The sequence below is a fragment of the Micromonospora sp. NPDC005298 genome (assembly GCF_040607375.1).
Taxonomy (GTDB): Bacteria; Actinomycetota; Actinomycetes; order Mycobacteriales; family Micromonosporaceae; genus Micromonospora.
The window spans coordinates 91,420-110,320 of sequence record NZ_JBEXGP010000016.1; the positions used below are offsets into that span (position 1 = coordinate 91,420).

Annotated in this window: 18 protein-coding genes and 2 pseudogenes; 14 read left to right on the plus strand and 6 right to left on the minus strand. The window is 75.0% G+C overall.

Features of this window, described 5'->3' with window-relative positions; all coding sequences use genetic code 11:
- Window positions 1-59: 59 nt before the first annotated feature.
- The 10 genes and pseudogenes from cobO to cobA all read left to right on the plus strand — a co-directional run bounded on the left by cobO (window position 60) and on the right by cobA (window position 10,148).
- Window positions 60-671, plus strand: coding sequence for a cob(I)yrinic acid a,c-diamide adenosyltransferase (gene cobO / locus ABZS77_RS21165; protein ID WP_354825280.1), 612 nt, complete (start codon window positions 60-62; stop codon window positions 669-671).
- Window positions 665-2,023 carry a cobyrinate a,c-diamide synthase gene (locus ABZS77_RS21170; RefSeq protein ID WP_354825283.1) on the plus strand — a complete coding sequence of 453 codons (1,359 nt, stop codon included), beginning with the start codon at window positions 665-667 and terminating at the stop codon, window positions 2,021-2,023. Before cobO ends, ABZS77_RS21170 begins: the two co-directional genes overlap by 7 nt.
- Window positions 2,020-2,793 carry a precorrin-2 C(20)-methyltransferase gene (cobI, locus tag ABZS77_RS21175; RefSeq protein WP_354825286.1) on the plus strand — a complete coding sequence of 258 codons (774 nt, stop codon included), beginning with the start codon at window positions 2,020-2,022 and terminating at the stop codon, window positions 2,791-2,793. Before ABZS77_RS21170 ends, cobI begins: the two co-directional genes overlap by 4 nt.
- Window positions 2,790-3,623, plus strand: coding sequence for a precorrin-4 C(11)-methyltransferase (gene cobM / locus ABZS77_RS21180; RefSeq protein ID WP_354825289.1), 834 nt, complete (start codon window positions 2,790-2,792; stop codon window positions 3,621-3,623). Before cobI ends, cobM begins: the two co-directional genes overlap by 4 nt.
- A complete protein-coding gene (locus ABZS77_RS21185) occupies window positions 3,620-4,771 on the plus strand; it encodes a cobalt-precorrin-5B (C(1))-methyltransferase (RefSeq protein ID WP_354825292.1) in 1,152 nt (383 codons plus the stop codon). The genes cobM and ABZS77_RS21185 overlap by 4 nt, the downstream gene beginning before the upstream one ends.
- Before the next feature lie 5 nt (window positions 4,772-4,776).
- Window positions 4,777-5,976 (plus strand): annotated as a pseudogene (gene cbiE, locus ABZS77_RS21190) (precorrin-6y C5,15-methyltransferase (decarboxylating) subunit CbiE); the annotation flags it as partial.
- Window positions 5,973-7,700 carry a precorrin-3B C(17)-methyltransferase gene (gene cobJ, locus ABZS77_RS21195; protein ID WP_354825295.1) on the plus strand — a complete coding sequence of 576 codons (1,728 nt, stop codon included), beginning with the start codon at window positions 5,973-5,975 and terminating at the stop codon, window positions 7,698-7,700. The pseudogene cbiE and the gene cobJ, both read left to right, overlap by 4 nt.
- Window positions 7,688-7,858, plus strand: a pseudogene (locus ABZS77_RS21200) (4Fe-4S binding protein); the annotation flags it as partial. The gene cobJ and the pseudogene ABZS77_RS21200, both read left to right, overlap by 13 nt.
- A gap of 23 nt (window positions 7,859-7,881) precedes the next feature.
- Window positions 7,882-8,478: a precorrin-8X methylmutase gene (locus ABZS77_RS21205; RefSeq protein WP_354825298.1), complete on the plus strand. Its 597-nt coding sequence runs from the start codon at window positions 7,882-7,884 to the stop codon at window positions 8,476-8,478.
- Window positions 8,475-10,148, plus strand: a complete 1,674-nt coding sequence (gene cobA / locus ABZS77_RS21210) for a uroporphyrinogen-III C-methyltransferase (RefSeq protein ID WP_354825300.1) — start codon at window positions 8,475-8,477, stop codon at window positions 10,146-10,148. Before ABZS77_RS21205 ends, cobA begins: the two co-directional genes overlap by 4 nt.
- Before the next feature lie 3 nt (window positions 10,149-10,151).
- Here cobA and ABZS77_RS21215 read toward each other — a convergent pair whose 3' ends face one another.
- Genes ABZS77_RS21215 through ABZS77_RS21240 form a run of 6 tightly spaced genes read right to left on the minus strand, consistent with a single transcriptional unit; the run spans window position 10,152 to window position 15,157 of the window.
- Window positions 10,152-12,308, minus strand: coding sequence for an FtsX-like permease family protein (locus ABZS77_RS21215; RefSeq protein ID WP_354825303.1), 2,157 nt, complete (start codon window positions 12,306-12,308; stop codon window positions 10,152-10,154).
- Complete coding sequence (locus ABZS77_RS21220; RefSeq protein ID WP_354825306.1) at window positions 12,305-12,985, minus strand: ABC transporter ATP-binding protein; 681 nt, start codon at window positions 12,983-12,985, stop codon at window positions 12,305-12,307. Before ABZS77_RS21220 ends, ABZS77_RS21215 begins: the two co-directional genes overlap by 4 nt.
- Window positions 12,982-13,506 (minus strand): PadR family transcriptional regulator, encoded by a 525-nt coding sequence (locus ABZS77_RS21225; RefSeq protein WP_354825309.1) that lies wholly within the window; start codon window positions 13,504-13,506, stop codon window positions 12,982-12,984. Before ABZS77_RS21225 ends, ABZS77_RS21220 begins: the two co-directional genes overlap by 4 nt.
- 50 nt (window positions 13,507-13,556) lie before the next feature.
- Complete coding sequence (gene crcB, locus ABZS77_RS21230; protein WP_354825313.1) at window positions 13,557-13,919, minus strand: fluoride efflux transporter CrcB; 363 nt, start codon at window positions 13,917-13,919, stop codon at window positions 13,557-13,559.
- Complete coding sequence (locus ABZS77_RS21235) at window positions 13,916-14,392, minus strand: CrcB family protein (protein ID WP_354825316.1); 477 nt, start codon at window positions 14,390-14,392, stop codon at window positions 13,916-13,918. The genes crcB and ABZS77_RS21235 overlap by 4 nt, the downstream gene beginning before the upstream one ends.
- A 6-nt stretch (window positions 14,393-14,398) precedes the next feature.
- A complete protein-coding gene (locus ABZS77_RS21240) occupies window positions 14,399-15,157 on the minus strand; it encodes a class I SAM-dependent methyltransferase (protein WP_354825319.1) in 759 nt (252 codons plus the stop codon).
- A 244-nt stretch (window positions 15,158-15,401) separates the two neighbouring features.
- Between ABZS77_RS21240 and paaK the strand changes: the two genes are divergently transcribed.
- The 4 genes from paaK (at window position 15,402) to ABZS77_RS21260 (ending at window position 18,891) form a co-directional block, all read left to right on the plus strand.
- Window positions 15,402-16,709, plus strand: coding sequence for a phenylacetate--CoA ligase PaaK (gene paaK, locus ABZS77_RS21245; RefSeq protein ID WP_354825322.1), 1,308 nt, complete (start codon window positions 15,402-15,404; stop codon window positions 16,707-16,709).
- A 139-nt stretch (window positions 16,710-16,848) separates the two neighbouring features.
- Window positions 16,849-17,451 (plus strand): dienelactone hydrolase family protein, encoded by a 603-nt coding sequence (locus ABZS77_RS21250; protein ID WP_354825325.1) that lies wholly within the window; start codon window positions 16,849-16,851, stop codon window positions 17,449-17,451.
- 13 nt (window positions 17,452-17,464) lie between these two features.
- Window positions 17,465-18,283 (plus strand): class I SAM-dependent methyltransferase, encoded by an 819-nt coding sequence (locus ABZS77_RS21255; RefSeq protein ID WP_354825327.1) that lies wholly within the window; start codon window positions 17,465-17,467, stop codon window positions 18,281-18,283.
- Window positions 18,284-18,342: 59 nt separating this feature from the next.
- The gene (locus ABZS77_RS21260) at window positions 18,343-18,891 is read left to right on the plus strand and encodes a YciI family protein (RefSeq protein ID WP_354825330.1); all 549 of its coding nucleotides are present in this window, start codon (window positions 18,343-18,345) and stop codon (window positions 18,889-18,891) included.
- Window positions 18,892-18,901: the final 10 nt, after the last annotated feature.

Sequence of the window (18,901 nt, forward strand, 5' to 3'; positions counted from 1 at the left end):
AACTGCACGATCGCGGGACACACGGACACGGACAGCGGACACGGACGGGGGACGGGCTGATGCCGCAGGGACAGCCGAGCATGGTGCCGACCGACGGGTTGACCACCCGGCAGCGGCGGCGCCGGCCACTGGTGATCGTCCACACCGGACAGATGAAGGGGAAGTCGACCGCCGCGTTCGGGCTGGCCCTGCGGGCGTGGACCGCCGGGCTGCCGGTCGGGGTGTTCCAGTTCGTCAAGAGCGCCAAGTGGCGGGTGGGCGAGGAGAACGCCTTCCGCGCGCTCGGCGAGGTGCACGAGCGTACCGGCCAGGGCGCCCCGGTCACCTGGCACAAGATGGGTGAGGGCTGGTCCTGGATCCAGCGCGGCGGCGACGCCGACCACGCCGCCGACGCCCTGGAGGGCTGGCGGCAGATCCAGCGCGACCTGGCCGCCGAGCGGTACGGGCTGTACGTGCTCGACGAGTTCACCTACCCGATGAAGTGGGGCTGGGTGGACGTCGACGAGGTGGTCGCCACCCTGGCCGGCCGGCCCGGCTTCCAACACGTCGTGATCACCGGTCGGGACGCCGACCCGCGCCTGGTCGCCGCCGCCGATCTGGTGGCCGAGCTGACCAAGGTCAAGCACCCGATGGACGCGGGCCAGAAGGGCCAGAAGGGCATCGAATGGTGAGCGTCGAGCCGTGGGCGCTGCCGCGGGTGGTGATCGCCGCGCCGGCCAGCGGGCACGGCAAGACGACCGTGGCCACCGGGCTGCTCGGCGCGCTGCGCCGCCGGGGCCTGACGGTCAGCCCGCACAAGGTCGGCCCGGACTACATCGACCCCGGCTACCACGCCCTCGCCGCCGGGCGGGCAGGGCGCAACCTCGACCCGTTCCTGGTCGGAGCCGACCTGATCGCCGCCCTGCTGCGACACGGCGCGAGCGTCCCCACGCCCGCCGACGTCGCGGTGGTCGAGGGCGTCATGGGCCTGCACGACGGCGCGGTGGGCCGCCGCGACCACGCCTCCACCGCCCACGTCGCCCGGCTCATCGACGCGCCGGTGCTGCTGGTCCTCGACACCACCGCGCAGGGCCGGTCGGCCGCCGCGCTGACCCTCGGCATGGCCGCCTTCGACCCGGCGGTGCGGATCGGCGGTGTCATCCTCAACCGGGTCGGCTCGCCCCGGCACGAGACCCTGCTGCGCGACGCCCTCGCCGAGGTGGGCGTACCGGTGCTCGGCGCGGTCACCCGCGCCGCCGAGGTGGCCGCGCCGGCCCGGCACCTCGGGCTGGTCCCGGTCGCCGAGCAGGCGCCCGAGTCCCTGGCGATCGTCACCGCGCTCGCCGAACTGGTCGAGGCCACAGTGGACCTCGACGCCGTTCTCGACCTCGCCCGCAGCGCCCCGCCGCTGACCGCCCCGGCGTGGGACCCGGTAGCCGCCGTCGGCGGGCCGGCCGGCGCCGGGCGACCACGGGTCGCGCTCGCCGGCGGAGCGGCCTTCACCTTCTCGTACGCGGAGACCGCCGAACTGCTCACCGCCGCCGGAGCGGATGTGGTCACCGTCGACCCGCTGCGCGACGCGACGCTGGCCGCCGGCACCCGCGCGGTGGTGGTCGGCGGCGGGTTCCCCGAGGCGTACGCCGAGGCGCTGGCCGGCAACGCCACCCTCCGCGCCGAGCTGGCCGACTTCGACGGTCCGATCGTGGCCGAGTGCGCCGGGCTGCTCTACCTCGGGCGGTCCCTGGACGGCGTACCGATGTGCGGCCGGCTGGACCTGACCGCCCGGATGACCGGCCGGCTCACCCTCGGCTACCGCGAGGCCGTGGCGGTCGCCGACTCCCCGGTGGCCCGCGCCGGTCAGCAGGTACGCGGCCACGAGTTCCACCGCACCACCACCGACCCCCGGCACGGGGACACGCCGGCGTGGCGGTGGGACGACGCGCGGCACGGCTTCGTCACCGGCCGGGTGCACGGGTCCTACCTGCACACCCACTGGGCCGGGCACCCCGACGCGGCCCGCCGGCTCGTCGAGGCGTGCCGATGACCGCCACGCTGACCGGGGTCGGGGTCGGGCCGGGCGACCCCGAACTGCTCACCGTCAAAGCGGTCCGCGTGCTGCGCGAGGCCGACCTGGTCTTCGTACCCGTGATGGCGGACCGGGTGCAGCCCACGGCGACCGCCGCCGCGACGCCGCCGGGTGCGGACGCCGGGCGGGCCGAGGCGACCGTACGCGACCACGTGGCGGCGGACCGGCTGCGCCGGCTGCCGTTCGCCCTGGACGACCGGGGCGGGGTGACCGCCCGCCGGGCGGCGGCCTGGGACGCCGCCGCCCGCAGCGTGGTCGAGGCGATCGACGCGGGCGGACGGTCCATCGCCTTCGCCACCATCGGCGACCCGAACGTCTACTCCACCTTCGGCTACCTGGCGCAGAGCGTCCGGGCGCTGCGCCCGACGGTGCGGGTGGCGACCGTGCCCGGGGTGACCGCCATGCAGGAGCTGGCCTCGCGCAGCGGCGTCCCGCTCTGCGAGGGACGCGAACCGCTCACCCTGCTGCCGGCCACCGCCGGCCTGGCGCTGTTCACCGACGCCCTGGCCGGACCGGGCACCGTGGTCGCCTACAAAGGCTGGCGGCGGCACCCGGAACTGCTCGCCGAGCTGCGCCGACAGGGCCGGCTCGACGACGCGGTGCTCGGCCGCAGCCTGGGGTTGCCGGGTGAACGGATCGGCCCGGTCGACGCCACCGGGAACGACCTGCCGTACCTGTCGACGCTGCTGGTTCCGGCCCGCCGCGAGCACCGAGGAGGAAAGCTGTGAGCAGCGACGGGACCGTGTGGTTCGTCGGGGCCGGCCCGGGAGCGGCGGACCTGCTGACGCTGCGGGCCGCCCGGGTGATCGCCGAGGCGGACATCGTCATCTGGGCGGCCAGCCTGGTGCACGCCGACGTCCTGGAGCATGCCCGCCCCGGCGCCGAGATCGTCGACTCGTCGCAGCTGCCCATCGAGGGAGTTGTGCCGCTCTACGAGCGGGCCGCCGGGCAGGGGCTGACCGTGGCGCGGATCCACTCCGGTGACCCGGCGCTGTGGGGTGCCGTGCAGGAGCAGCTGGACCTGTGCCGGGCGCTCGGCCTGGCCGTCCACATCGTGCCCGGGGTGTCGTCGTTCACGGCCGTCGCGGCGATCATCGGGCGGGAGCTGACAGTTCCCGAGGTCGCCCAGTCGGTGATCCTCACCCGCCTCGAAGGTGGCAGGACCCCCATGCCGCCCGGCGAGCGGGTCCGCGACTTCGCCCGGCACGGCACCACCATGGCGCTGTTCCTGTCCGCCGCCCGGTCCGGGCAGGTGCAGGCCGAGCTGCTGGCCGGCGGCTACCCGGCGGACACCCCGGCCGTCGTGGCGTACCAGGCGACCTGGCCGGACGAGCTGGTGGTGCGGTGCACGGTCGGCACCCTGGAGGCGACAGTCAAGCAGCACCGGCTGTGGAAGCACACCCTATTCCTCGTCGGGCCGGCGCTGGCCGCCGAGGGCACCCGCTCACACCTGTACCACCCCGGGCACTTCCACACCTTCCGCAAGGCGGAGCCGGCCGCCCGTGCCGAGCTGCGCCGCCAGGCCGGCGCCCGCGCCGGGGAGACAAGCACACCATGACGTACGCCGAGCCGCCGCTGCGCGAACCGGACCTGCCGCGTACCGCGAAGGTCCGGCCGACCGCGCTGCGTACCGGCTGGACCACCGGCGCGTGCGCGACGGCGGCGGCGAAGGCCGCGGTCACCGCGCTGGTCACCGGTGAGCCCCAGCCGGAGGTGGAGATCGGTCTGCCGGCCGGGCGGCGGGTGCGCTTCCCGGTGGAGCGCTGCGAGGTGACCGGCACCCCGCCGGTACGGGCCGAGGCGGTGGTGGTCAAGGACGCCGGTGACGATCCGGACGTCACCCACGGGGCCGAGCTGACCGCCACCGTGGACTGGACCGACGTGCCCGGGCTGCGGCTGGCCGGCGGCGCGGGCGTCGGCACGGTCACCAAGCCCGGTCTCGGGCTCACCGTCGGCGGTCCGGCGATCAACGACACTCCCCGCCGGATGATCGGCGAGGCGGTGGGGGAGGTGGTCGACCTGGGCGAGGTCGGCGTACGCGTGGTGATCAGCGTGCCCCGGGGCGAGGTCATGGCCCGCAAGACGACCAACCGGCGGCTCGGCATCCTGGGCGGCATCTCGATCCTCGGCACCACTGGCGTCGTCCGACCGTTCTCCACCGCCTCCTGGCGGGCCAGCGTGGTGCAGGCGGTGCACGTGATGGCCGCCCAGGGCGAGCGGACCGTGGTGCTGTGCACGGGTGGGCGTACCGAGCGGGCCGCCCGCGCGTTGCTGCCGGAGCTGCCCGAGGTGTGTTTCGTCGAGGTCGGCGACTTCACCGGAGCGGCCGTGACCGCCGCCGTGGGCGACGAGATGACCGGTGTGGTCTTCGTCGGCATGGCCGGCAAGCTGGCCAAACTCGCGGCGGGCATCCTGATGACCCACTACACCCGCTCCGCTGTGGACCTGTCACTGCTCGGCGCGGTGACCGCCGAGGCCGGTGGTGACCCGTCGCTTGTCGCCGCCGTGACCGGGGCGAACACCGGACGGCACGCGTACGAGCTGTGGGAGACCGCCGGGCTGCTCGGCCCGGCCGGGGACCTGCTCTGCCAACGGGTCCGTCAGGTGCTGCGGCGCTTCGCCGGACCGACGGTCACCGTCGACGTGGCGATGGTCGACTTCGCCGGTGCGCGGGTGGTCGCCTCGTCCGGCCGGTGGTCCCGGTGACCCCGGTGACGGTGGTCGGTCTGGACACCGCCGGCGCCGCACCGCACCCCGCGCTCGCGCCGGTGCTGGCCGCGGCCGGGCTGGTCGTCGGGGCCGCCCGGCACCTGGCCTCGGTGCCCGTACCGGCCGGCGCGGACACCGTCACCCTCGGCCCCCTCGCGCCCGCCGTGCGGCGGCTGACCGAGTCCGTCGCCGCCGGCGTGCCGGCCGTCGTGCTGGCCAGCGGCGACCCCGGCCTGTTCGGCATCGTCCGGCGGCTGCGCGGGGCCGGGCTGGCGCCACGGGTGGTGCCGGCGGTGTCCAGTGTGGCCGCCGCGTTCGCCCGCGCCGGGCTGCCCTGGGACGGCGCCGCCGTGGTCACCGCGCACGGGCGCGACCCCCGGTCGGCCCTGAACGCCTGCCGGGCGCTGCCGCTGGTCGCGGTGCTCACCGCGCCCGGCGCCGGTGCGGCCGAGCTGGGCACCGGCCTGCGCGGCTGGTCCCGCCGCCTGCTCGTCGCCGAGAACCTGGGCACCGACGCCGAACGGGTCCGCGAGGTGACGCCCGAGCAGGCTGCCGTCGAGGCCTGGTCCGACCCGCACGTGCTGCTCAGCCTCGCCGACGGAATCGACGCCGGCGTCATGCGGTCGGACAACCAGCCGGCCGCCGCCCCGGTGCACGGGTGGGCGATGCCCGAGACCCGGTACGCCCACCGCGACTCCATGATCACCAAGTCGGAGGTACGCGCCCTCGTCGTCGCCCGGCTGCGTCCCCGGCTGGGGCGGCTGATCTGGGACGTCGGCGCGGGCAGCGGCTCGGTCGGCATCGAGTGCGCCCTGCTCGGCGCGGCCGTACTCGCCGTCGAACAGGACGCCGACGCCGCCGCGACCATCCGGGCGAACGCGACAGCGCACGCCGTCGACGTCCGACTGGTCATCGGCCGGGCACCGCAGGCGCTGGCCGGACTGCCCGAACCGGACGCCGTCTTCGTCGGTGGCGGCGGCGTCGACGTCCTCACCGCCGTGACGGCCCGCCGGCCCGAGCGGATGGTCCTCACCCTGGCCGCCCTGGACCGGGTCGCGCCGGCAGTGGGCCTGCTGCGCGCCGCCGGCTACACGGTCGAGGGCTGCCAGCTCTCCGCCGCCCGCCTCGCCGACCTGCCCGGCGGGTCGATCCGTCTCGCGGCCGCCAACCCGGTGGTCGTCCTCACCGGGGAGCGCCCGTGACCGACCAGAACCCGCCGGCCCGGATCGGCCTGGTGGCGGCCACCGCCGCCGGCCGGCGGCACGCCGACACCGTCACCGCCGCCTGGCCGCACGCCCACCTGGTCGAGGGGGAGAGCGTCGCCGACGCGCTGCGCGGCGCCTGGGCGCAGTACGACGCCGTGGTGGCGTTCCTGGCCACCGGCGCGGTGGTACGGATACTCGCGCCGCTGCTCGCCGACAAGCGCACCGACCCGGCAGTTGTCGTCGTCGACGAGGCCGCCCGGCACGCCGTGGCGCTGCTCGGCGGGCACGCCGGGGGCGGCAACGCCCTCGCCGAGCGGGTCGCCGCCGTGCTGGACGCCCGACCGGTGATCACCACCGCCACCGACGCGGTCGGCCTGCCGGGGCTGGACACCCTCGGCTGGCCGGTGCGGGGCGCGGTCGCCGCGGTGTCCCGGGCCATCCTGGACGGTGAACCGGTCCGGTTGGTCGCCGACGCCGACTGGCCGCTGCCCGCCCTGCCCCCGAACGTGCGCGCCGCCGCCGAGGACCCGCCGGACGACGGGTACCGGCTGCTGGTCACCGACCGGGTGGTGCCCCCGGACGGGCGAACCGCCGTGCTGCGGCCCCCGTCCCTGGTCGCCGGGGTGGGCGCGAGTCGGGGCGTACCGGCCGCCGAGGTGGCCGAGCTGCTGCACCGGGTGCTGGCCGAGGCCGGCCTCGACCCGGCGAGCCTGCGCTGCCTGGCCAGCGCCGACGTCAAGGCCGACGAGGCGGGCATCCGCGACACCGCCGACGCGCTCGGCGTACCCCTGGTGACCTGGCCGGCGACGCGGCTCGCGGCGGTCGACGTGCCGCACCCCAGCGAGGTGGTCCGCGCCGCGGTCGGCACGCCGAGCGTGGCGGAGGCCGCCGCGCTGCTCGGCCCGCACGGCCGGCCCGACGACGCCACGCTGCTGGTCGGCAAGACCGCGTCGGCGATGGCGACCGTGGCCGTGGCGCGGCACGCGCCGCGCGGCCGGCTCGCGGTGGTGGGGCTCGGGCCGGGCGCCGCCGACCTGCGCACCCCGCGCGCGGTGGCCGAGCTGCGCCGCGCCGCCGTGGTGGTCGGCCTGGACCAGTACCTCGACCAGGTCCGCGACGTGCTCCGCCCGGGCACCCGGGTGCTGTCCAGCGGGTTGGGCGCGGAGGAGGCGCGGGCGCGTGCCGCCGTGGCCGAGGCCGCCGCCGGCCGCGCGGTCGCGCTGGTCGGCTCCGGCGACGCCGGGGTGTACGCGATGGCCAGCCCCGCCCTGGAGTACGCCGACGAGCGCGTCGACGTGGTGGGTGTGCCCGGGGTGACGGCCGCCCTCGCCGCCGGCGCGCTGCTGGGCGCACCCCTCGGCCACGACCACGCGTACGTGAGCCTGTCCGATCTGCACACCCCGTGGGAGGTCATCGAGCGGCGGGTGACGGCTGCCGCCGAGGGTGACTTCGTGACGGTGTTCTACAACCCGCGCAGCCGGGCGCGTGACTGGCAGCTCGGTAGGGCGCTCGGCATCCTCGCCGCGCACCGCCCACCCGACACCCCGGTCGGCGTGGTGCGCAACGCCAGCCGCCCCGGCGAGCGGGTGCACCTGGCCACGCTCGCCACCCTCGACCCGTCCGTGGTCGACATGTACGGCGTCGTGGTCGTCGGCAGCACCGACACCCGGCTGGTCGCCGGCCGGATGGTCACACCCCGGGGGTACCGGTGGCGTACGTGACCATCGGCGCGTGCCAGGGCTGCGGCGCCTGCCTGCTCACCTGCCCCACGCACGCGATCCGGCCGGTCGCCGGCGGCCTCACCGTCCGCGCCGACCGGTGCACCGGCTGCCTGGAGTGCCTGGAGATCTGCCCGGTCGACGCGATCCGCGTGGCCGGGTCCGACCACAGTGGAGAGAACCGATGAGCCGGGTCGCGCACCCGATCGAGGTCGAGTCGTACCGCATCCTGCGCGAACGCGTCGACCTGTCGCACCTGCCGCCGCTGAGCCGCGCCGTGACCGAACGGGTGGTGCACGCCAGCGCCGACCTCGCGTACGTCGACGAGCTGGTCTGCGACGAGACGGCCCTGGAGTCGGGCCTGGCCGCGCTGCGCGCGGGCGTACCCGTGGTGACGGACGTGGCGATGGTCGCCGCCGGCATCACCCGGGCCGGCCTGGAACTTGTCTGCCCGGTCGCCGAGCCGGCCGCCGCCGCGCTGGGCCGCTCGGCCGGCATCACCCGCTCGGCGGCGGCCGCGCGGATCGCCCTGGACCGGGTCGGCCCCGGCGCGGTGTGGGTGGTCGGCTGCGCGCCCACCGCCCTTGTCGAACTGCTCGGCCTGGACGCCGCTCCCGCGCTGGTCGTCGGCCTGCCGGTCGGCTTCGTGGGCGCCGCCGAGGCGAAGGCGGCGCTGCGGGCCAGCGGCCTGCCCGCCGTGTCGAACGTGGGGGAGAAGGGTGGCTCGGCGGTCGCCGCCGCCGCCCTCAACGCCCTGCTCTACGTCGAGGAGAGGTCATGACCGGATTGGTGATCGTCGGACACGGTACGCGCAGCGCGGCCGGGGTCGACCAGTTCGCCGCGCTCGTCGAACGGGTCCGCCGCCGCGGCGACGTCGGCGACGTCGAGGGCGGCTTCATCGAGCTGTCCCGCCCGCCGCTGACCGACGCGGTCGGCGCGCTCGTCGCGCGCGGACACCGGAAGCTGGTGGCGCTGCCGCTGGTGCTCACCGCCGCCGGGCACGGCAAGGGCGACATCCCCGCCGCGATGGCCCGTGAGCAGGAGCGTCACCCCGGGCTGACCTACCGCTACGGCCGTCCGCTCGGCCCGCACCCGCTGCTGCACACCGCCCTCGAAGAACGCGTCGACGCGGCGTTGGTGGACGCCGGGCGGGCCGGCGTGACGCCTGCCGACGGCGGGCGGGCCGACGCGGGGGTCGACCGGGCCGGCACGTGGGTCGCGTTGATCGGCCGGGGCTCCACCGATCCGGACGCCAACGCCGAGGTGGCCAAGGTCGCCCGGCTGCTCTGGGAGGGACGCGGCTACGCCGGTGTCGAGCCGGGCTTCGTCTCCCTCGCCCAGCCGTCGGTGCCGGCGGTGCTGGAACGACTGCGCCGGCTCGGCGCGCGGCGGATCGTCGTGGCGCCGTACTTCCTGTTCGCCGGGGTGCTGCCGGACCGGATCGTGGCCCAGTCGGCGGAGTTCGCCGCCGCGCACCCCGACCTCGACGTGCGGGTCGCCGAGGTGATCGGCGACTGCGACGCCCTCGCGGATCTGGTCCTCGAACGCCACGCCGAGGCGCTGGGCGGGGACATCCGAATGAACTGCGACACCTGCGCGTACCGGGTGCTGATGCCCGGCTTCGCCGACAAGGTGGGCCGCCCGCAACGCCCGCACGACCACCCCGACGACCCGGTCGGCCACCACCATCACCATCACGGCCACGACCACCACCACGACGCTGGCTCGGTCGCCGTGGTGGGCGGCGGGCCGGGGCCCGACGACCTGATCACGGTACGCGGACAGGCGCTGCTCGACGCCGCGGACGTGGTCGTCGTCGACCGGCTCGCCCCGCAGGGGCTGCTCGCCGGGCTGCGCCCCGACGTGCTGGTCATCGACGCCGCCAAGGTGCCCCGTGGCCCCTCGATGGCCCAGGAGACGATCAACGCGGCCCTGGTGGCACACGCCCGCGCCGGGCGCCGGGTGGTCCGGCTCAAGGGCGGCGACCCGTACGTCTTCGGACGCGGCCACGAGGAGGTGCAGGCCTGCACGGCGGCCGGCGTACCGGTGACTGTCGTGCCCGGGGTGAGCAGCGCCCTCGCCGCACCGGCCCTCGCCGGAGTCCCGGTCACGCACCGGGGCGTGGCGCACGACGTCACGGTGGTCTCCGGGCATCTGCCGCCCGGGCACCCCGACTCGCTCGTCGACTGGGCGGCGCTGGCCCGCGCCCGGGGCACGGTCGTGCTGCTGATGGCCGTCGACACCATCGCCAAGATCGCGGCGGTACTGGTCGAGCACGGCCGCGCCCCGGAGACGCCGGTGCTGGCCGTGCAGGACGCCGGGCAACCCGGCCAGAAGTCGGTGTCGGCCCGGCTGGACGAGATCGGCGTGGTCGCCGCCCGCGAGTCCGTGGGCCCGCCGGCCGTCTTCGTCGTCGGCCCGGTGGTCGCCGTCGCGGCCACCGGGCACTGACGGTCACTCGCTGCGGGCGGTCTCCGGCCCGGTGACGCGTTCCAGCAGCGGCATCGTGGAGGCGATGACGCCGAGGCAGGCGACCAGCCCGACGACGACGATCACGTAGAAGCCCGGCTCCGGCGCGACGAGCGTGTAGCCCATCTGCGCCCGCAGGAACAGGTGCGCGGCGAGCAGGCCCATCCCGATGGCGATCGCGGCGACGGCGAGCATCGGTACGGCGCTCTCCAGCGCCACCACCCGACGCAGCACCCGCACCGGAGCGCCGCTGAGGCGCAGCAGGCTGAACGGACGGCGGCGTTCGGTCAGGCCGCCGATGACGCTGACCGCGAGGCTGCACCCGCCGAGCGCCAGGCTGGCGATGATGATGACGTTGGCCAGCTGTTCCCAGCCGCGCAGCGTGTCGGCGAAGTCCGACTCGAAGTCGCCGGGCACGTTCGGCCCGACCCAGAAGGTCGGGAAGGCGACCTCGAGCACTGTGCGGACGCGTTCGACGGCGGCGACGGAGCCGTCCGTGCCGACGACCATCGACACCACCGGCGCCCGTTGGAGATCGTCGAGGGTGATCGAGGCGGCGGGCCAGACCGTCGCGGACGACGCCGACTCCCGCCAGCGGCTCAGGCCCAACGGCACCTCGATGACGCTCGCGCCCTCGGCGCACCTGCCGTACACGCTCGGCAGGTCGGTGCACGCGATCACGCCGACCTCGCCGGAGGCGGTCAACTCCGGGTTCTCGCGGATGGCGGTCGCGGACCGCACCCCGCCGATCGCCCGCAGGTCGGCGAAGAGCGTGTCCGGCACCGACGTCGTCTTCTCGTCGAAGACGGTGGTCACCGTTGCCGCGTCGGTCGAGCCGACCGGCGCCGGGCCGCGTTCGTCGACGATCGTGGTGATCACGCCGACGGCGACGCTTGTGACGAAGAGCGCGAGCATGATGCCGCTGATCGCCCGGAAGCCGGCCTTCGGGTTGTCGGCGAGGCGCCGCGCGGCGATGAGCGTGGCGGGGCGGCTGGCGTACCGGGCCATCACCCGGGAGCCGACCATCGTCAACCAGGGACCTGCGAAGACCAGTCCGGCCATGATGAGCAGCAGACCGGGCAGGAACACCGCAGCCTGGCCGTCGGACGTCTCGGGTCGGAAGCCGATGGCGAGGAACAGCACAGCGACACCGAGCAGGGCGGGGATCAGCCGGTACGCGCGCGGGGCCCGGGGGGTGACCCGGCGGGTGACGCCCAGCGGCGAGATCCGTACGCGGCGCAGCGAGACCTGCGCCGCGAGCGCCGCGCCGGCCGGGACGCCGAGCGCCACGAGCAGGACGTCCAGCAGGCCGAGAGACATGTCGTCGGGGAAGAAGGGCATGCCGGTGAACGGGATGCCGGCGAGGGGGCCGCGGAAGGCGTAGAACAGGGCGAAGCCGACGGCGGTGCCGGCGACGGCGGCGGCGGCCGCCTCCACGGCGGCGACCGTCGAGATCTGCCGAGGGGTCGCGCCGACCAGACGCATCGCGGCGAAGCGCTGCTCCCGGCGGGCGGCGCTGAGCCGGGTGGCCGTCCCGATGAAGATCAGCACCGGGAACAGCAGCCCACCGGCGATCACGCCCAGGATGAGGTTCACCGTGGTCTCGGGCAGCGCGGGAGTGTCGCCGACACTGGTGACCCGCCTGACGTTCGGCAGTGTGGCGACGTGCTCGGGCGTGCCACCCACGATGGCGAGCAGAGTGTCCGGTGAGGTCAGCCCGGCCGGGCCGACGGTGCCGAGGTCGCGCCCCGGGTAACGGGCGGCCAGTTGGTCGGCCGGGTGGGCGGCCAACAGGTCACGCATCGCGGGTGAGGCGTAGAACTCGCCGGGACCGGGCGTGGTCGGGACGCCGACCGGGGTGGGCGCCCGTTGGCCGGTGGCGGCGACGTCGATCCGGATGATCTGCCTGCCCTGGAAGTAGTCGTCCCGGGTCGACCACCACAGCGGGTCGGCGTCACCGCCCGTCGAGGCGTTGGGGTAGATCGACGCGAACCGGGTGAGCTGTGCGTTCGTGGCGTTGACCCCGGCGAGGGTGGTCAGCAGCAGCCCGCTGCCGATCGCGACGGCGGCGGCGATGACGAGCAGGCGGGTGAGCGCCTCCCGGCCGCCCGCCACGGCGAGGCGGAGACCGAAGCGGATCATGAGGCGATCCGGTCCGGCGCGTTGACGCGGCCGTCACGGACCATGACCTCGCGGTCGGCGTACGCCGCGATCCTCGGCTCGTGGGTGACCAGGATGACAGTGGTGCCCTGCTCGCGGGCGGCGCCGACCAGCAGGTCCATGACCTGCTCGCCGGTGAGCGAGTCGAGCGCGCCGGTCGGCTCGTCGGCGAAGAGCACCTGCGGCTCGGCGACCAGGCCCCGGGCCAGGGCGACGCGCTGCGCCTGCCCGCCGGACAACTCGCCCGAGCGCCGGTGCTCCAGGCCGTCCAGGCCGAGGCGCGCGAACCAGGCGGTGGCCTTCGGCAGCGCCCGTGCCCGGCGTACGCCGCTGAGCAGCAGCGGGAGGGCGACGTTCTCCACGGCGGTGAGCTCGGGGACGAGCTGGCCGAACTGGAACACGAAGCCGAACCGGTCCCGGCGCAGGCTGCTGCGCTGGGTCTCGGCCAGCGCGTCGATCCGGACCCCGTCGAAGAGGACCTCGCCGGAGTCGGGCACGAGGATGCCGGCCAGGCAGTGCAGCAGAGTGGACTTGCCCGAGCCGCTGGGGCCCATGACGGCGAGGATCTCGCCCGCCTCCACGTCGACGCTGGCGCCGCGCAGGGCGGGTGTCTGGCCGAAGGCGAACGTCACGTCGCGTGCCTCGATCATGACGCTCATGGCCGTACCTCTTTCCGTAGGGCGTCCAACCGGGCGCCGGTCATCTCGATCCACCGGAGGTCCGCCTCCAGGTGGTACAGGCCGTGGTCGGCGAGGAGCGCGTCGACCAGGCTGCCGGCGCGCTTGATCTCGGTGAGCTCGCGCATCCGGTGCAGGTGCGCCCTGCGCTGGGTGTCGAGGTATTCGTCGGCGGGACGGTCGAGCATCAGCGCGAGCACGACCTTGGCGAAGAGCACCGTCTGCAGGTGCGGCTCCGGGTCGACCGGTTGGGTCAACCACTGCTCGACCTCGGTCGCACCGACGTCGGTGATGACGTAGCGCTTGCGGTCGGGGCCGGAGCCGGGTGCGACGTCGCTGATCACCACCTTCCCGTCCCGGGCCAGGCGGCTCAGGGTGGAGTAGACCTGGCCGAACGGCAGTGGCTTGCCCCGGCCGAAGAAGGCGTCGTAGTCGCGCTTGAGGTCGTATCCGTGGCTGGGCTCTCGTTCGAGGAGGCCGAGCAGGGTCAGTGGCACGCTCATGCCAGCAGGCTACACCGAGGGTATACCTCGCATATATACCCTCGGTGTGGTCAGCCGGTCAGGACGCGGGCCAGGGCATATCCGACCGAGGCGGCGGCGAGCCCGGCGGCCACGCTGCCCAGCGCGTTGGCCAGCGCGAGCAGCCGGTGGCCGCCCCTGGCCAGCCGCAGGGTCTCGTAGCCGAACGTGGAGTAGGTGGTCAGCGCGCCGCAGAATCCGGTGCCGAGCAGGGCGCCGGCCGCCGTCCCGGCCGGCCATCCCACGAGGACGCCGAGCAGCAGCGACCCGGTCACGTTGACGGTGAACGTGCCCCACGGGAACGCGGAGTCGTGCCGGGACTGCACGGCCCGGTCGGTGAGATAGCGCAGGGGCGCGCCGACAGCCGCGCCCAGGGCGATGAGTAGTGCCGTCACCGGGCTGCCCGCCGCCGCAGCAGCCCGGCGGTGCCGACGTCACCCAACCCGACCGCGACGAGTGCCCCGACAAGTGTCGCGGCCAGGTACGCCAGCGCGGTGCCCGGCGCACCCGCGACAAGCGCCTGCTGGACGTCGACCGCGTACGTGGAGAAGGTGGTGAAACCGCCGAGCACCCCGACCCCGAGAAATGGTCGGACCAGGGGGTGCCCGCCCCCGACGTGTGCGAGCGCCGCCATCAGTACGCCGATCAGCAGGCAGCCGGAGAGGTTGACGCCGAACGTCGCCCACGGGAAACCGGTCGGCGCGTGCGGGGCGAGATGTTGCAGCCCGGCCCGGGCCAGTGCGCCGAGCACCCCGCCGGCCGCGATGGTGGCGAGGACCGTCGCGGGTCGGACGGTCAGCTCTCTCCGGTCGGCGGGGACGCGAAGGTCGACGTCGGGGTCGGTGCGCGGGTCCGGCGGCTGTGACACGGGTCCTCAGCGTAGTGCGGCCACGGCGGCGTCCGGGCCGCCGCGCCACAGCGTGCCCACCTCGCGGTACCCGGCGTCGGTGAGCGCGGCCAGGTGCCAGGAGGCCGGTGGGTTCCACTCCGGGCTGTGCCCTGTCGGGTAGATGACGTGCCGCTGGGCGACCAGCGGGGCGAGCGCCGGGTCGGCGCCGGCCCGCTGCCACCAGTCCGACCAGGACAGCACCGAGCCGGCCGCGTACCGGGCGTCGCGCCGGGCACGTGCCCGGTCCATGAGTTGCCTGGTCAGCTCCGGCAGGGTGTCCTCGGGCATGTGGTCGGCGTTGACGAAGACCCCGCCCGGTCGCAGCACGTCGCGCAGTTCGGCGTAGAGCGCGCTGAGCCGCTCGGCCGGCAGCCAGTGCAGGGCGGTGGCGGTGAGGACGGCGTCGTACCCGTCGTGGGGGAGCGCGGCCCTCCAGTCGGGGCTGCCGAGATCGGCGGTGACGATTGTGGCCCGGTCGCCGAGTGAGGCGTCGGCGATGGCGAGCAGCGCCGGGTCGAGGTCCACAAGTGTCACCTCGGCGCCGGGGAAGCGCGCCAGTGTCCGCAGCGTGATGGTGCCGGTGCCGCCGGCCAGGTCGAGCAGGCGCGGTGGCCGCCCGTCGAGGACGGCGTCGACGGCGTCGAGCATCGTGGTGAGGCGGTGTTCCCGGTCCGGTAGGTAGGCCTCCTGCTGGCGGTCCCAGCTCTCCTGCCACGCGGACGGATCCGTGATGTAAGGACTCATGATGCTCAGGCTAGTTACTCGATCATTCCGGGTCCAGACCTTGTTGCACATCTTTTGCAATTGCGGGACGATGGCGGGGCGATGATCAGAGCGACGCCGGGCCGGGGCACCCCGCCCGGTCCGGCGCCCCTCACCCGCACGCGCGCACCCTCGGTCGACACCCGGCCGCCCCGCCCACCCGGGGCGACGGCGGCGTACGGTACCCGCAGCCCCACCGGGACCGTCGCGCCAAGGGAGACAGGCGATGCAGGACCGCACCCCTCGTCCCGACGAGCTGGAGCCGGTCGAGCGCGCCGGCGTCGACGAGCTGCGCGCCCTGCAACGGGAGCGGCTGCGCTGGTCGCTGCGGCACGCGTACGACAACGTGCCGCACTACCGCCGGGCGTTCGACGCGGCCGGGGTGCACCCCGACGACTGCCGCGACCTCGACGACCTGGCCCGCTTCCCGTTCACCGGCAAGGCCGAGCTGCGTGACAACTACCCGTTCGGCATGTTCGCCGTACCCCGGGAGCGGGTCTCCCGACTGCACGCCTCCTCCGGCACCACCGGCCGGCCCACCGTGGTCGGCTACACACGCGACGACCTGCGGACCTGGGCCCGTCTGATGGCCCGGTCCATCCGGGCCTCCGGCGGCCGTCCCGGGGACCGGGTGCACGTCGCGTACGGCTACGGGCTCTTCACCGGCGGCCTGGGCGCGCACTACGGCGCCGAGGAGCTGGGCTGCACGGTCATCCCCGTCTCCGGAGGCATGACCGAACGCCAGGTGATGCTGATCCGCGACTTCGAGCCCGAGGTCATCATGGTCACGCCCAGCTACATGCTCGCCATCGTCGACGAGATGCAGCGCCAGGGCGTCGACCCGCGCGCCACCTCGCTGCGGGTGGGCATCTTCGGGGCGGAACCGTGGACCGAGGACATGCGCCACGAGATGGAACAGCGGCTCGACATCCACGCGGTCGACATCTACGGACTCTCCGAGGTGATGGGTCCGGGCGTGGCCACCGAGTGCGTCGAAGCCAAGGACGGCCTGCACGTCTGGGAGGACCACTTCTACCCGGAGATCATCGACCCGGTCACCGGGGCGGTGCTGCCCGACGGTGAGCGGGGGGAGCTGGTGCTCACCTCGCTGACCAAGGAGGCGATGCCTGTCGTGCGCTACCGCACCCGTGACCTGACCCGGCTGCTGCCCGGCACCGCCCGACCGATGCGCCGGATCGAGAAGATCACCGGTCGGACGGACGACATGATGATCGTGCGCGGGGTGAACGTCTTCCCCACCCAGATCGAGGAGCTGATCCTGCGGACCCCGCAGCTGTCACCGCACTTCCAGTGCGTCCTGGACCGGCAGGGCCGGCTGGACACCCTCACCGTACGGGTCGAGCGGCGGGCCGGGGTCGCCGTGGACGCCGCCGAACAGGCCGGCGCGACGCTCGTCGAGCTGGTGAAGAACACCATCGGTGTGAGCGTGGCGGTGCAGGTGCTCGCCCCGGACGCGGTGGAGCGGTCGATGGGCAAGATGCGCCGCATCGTCGACCAGCGCCCTGCCGGCTGAACGAGCCGGGGACAGCCGCCGTCGACAATGGCCGCGATGCCGGCGCCCGGAGACCTGGTGGCGCGGCTGGCGGCGCTGGTCTGAGATTCGTCCCGCGTGGCCACACCGGGCCCGCGCCCGGCTGCGGCAGGATGACCGGATGCGACACGTCGTGCTGTTCCACTCCGTGTACGGGCTGCGGCCCGCCGTACGGGTCGCCGCCGACCGGTTGCGCGCCGCCGGGCACCGCGTCACCACCCCCGACCTGTACGGCGTCCCGGCCGCCGACACCGTCGAGGACGGCTTCGCGCTGCTCGACAAGATCGGCCACGAGGCGGTGCTCGACCGGGCCCGGGTCGCCCTGCGCGACCTGCCGGCGGAGGCGGTGCTCGCCGGCTTCTCGATGGGCGCCGGGGTCGCCGGGGCGTTGCTGGCGGAGCGTCCCGACGCCTCCGGTCTGCTCCTGCTGCACGGCACCGGTGGCGCACCGGACGCGGTCCGCCCCGGGCTGCCGGTGCACCTGCACCTCGCCGACCCGGACCCGTACGACACAGCCGACGAGGTCGACGAGTGGCAGCGGGCGATGACCGCCGCCGGGGCCGACCTGACCGTGTTCCGCTACCCGGGCGCGGGGCACCTGTTCACCGACCCGGACCTGGCCGAGCACTCCCCGGACGCCACCGCCGCGCTCTGGCCGCGGGTGCTGGCCTTCCTCGGCGCCGCACCGGGTCCGGTCTCGGGACGTCCCGATCAGGACCGTTGAGCGGGGGCGCGACATGACGACGACAGCCTTCGACGAGTATGAGCGGTCGCGCTGGGCCGGCCGCGCGAGCGCGTACGCCGGCAGCCTCGCCGCCCTGTGCGCGCGACCCGCGCCGCTGTTGCTGGACGCCGCCGACGTCGGTGCCGGCACACGGGTGCTCGACGCCGGCACCGGCACGGGAACGGTGGCCGCCCTGGCATGTGTGCGCGGCGCCGCCGTCGTGGCCGTCGACGCCGAGCCCAGCATGGTGGAGATGGCGCGCGGCCGGCTGCCGGACGCCCGGGAGGTCCGCCTCGCGGCCCTGCCCGACCTCCCGTTCGAGTCCGGGCGCTTCGACGCGGCCGTGGCGAACTTCGTGATCAATCACGTGGGTGACCCGGCGGCGGCGGTCGGCGAGCTTCGACGGGTCGTCCGGTCCGGCGGTCGGATCGCCGTGACGACGTGGCCGCACCCGCCGCCGCGTGCGCAGGGCCTCTGGAATGACATCTTCGACGCCGCCGGTGTACGTCGCCCGGCGGTCGTGCCCGGGGTGGACGCGGACCGGGACTTCGCGCGTACCCCCGAGGGTCTGTCCGGCCTGCTGCACACCGCCGGACTGTCCGACGTGCGCTGCGAGACGGTCAGCTGGGCGCACCGCACCGACCCGGAGGCCTGGTGGAGCGGCCCCGCGAACGGCATCAGCAGGCCGGGCCTGCTGATGGAGGCCCAGTCACCGGAGACGATCGTCCGCATCCGCGCGGCGTTCGACGAGCTGACCGCCGCGTACCGTGCCCCGGACGGCCTGCTCGCCCTGCCCACGGCGGCGCTGCTGGCCTCGGCGTCCGTGCCGTAGAACGGCCCGGCGGCACCCGGCCCGCAGGGGTGCGCGGCACCCCGTCGAGAATGCGGGGCATGGAGTTCCTGTGCTACCACCGCGACCGTCCGGGCTCGCAGGCGCTGCGCGCCGAGCTGCTGGGGGAGCACTGGTCCTACATGGACCGGTACGCGGCCGAGATGATCGCCCGCGGCCCGACCCTCTCCAGCGACGGGGACACGGCCACCGGCAGCGTGCACATCGTCGACCTCCCCGACGCGGCCGCCGCCCGCACGTTCGCCTTCGACGAGCCGAACTACCAGGCCGGTGTGTACCGCGACGTCCTGCTGCGCCGGTGGCGCAACAGGCTGGGCCGCACGATGTGGGACTTCCCCGCAGGACGCACCGGCGGCAACCGGTACCTGGTGCTCGGCTTCGGCGCGGGCCAGCCCGTCGACCTGGCGGTGCCGTCGAACACGGACGAGCTGGTCGCGTACGGGCCCCTGCAGTCCGACGACGGCGGCACCTGGCTCGGCACCGCCGTGCTGCTGCGGGCGGCGGACCCGGACACGGCACGCGCCATCCTCACCACGGACCGGTACGCCGACGTCGAGGTGCACAACTGGCAGTTCGGGGGGCGGCCCTGACCGACACCCG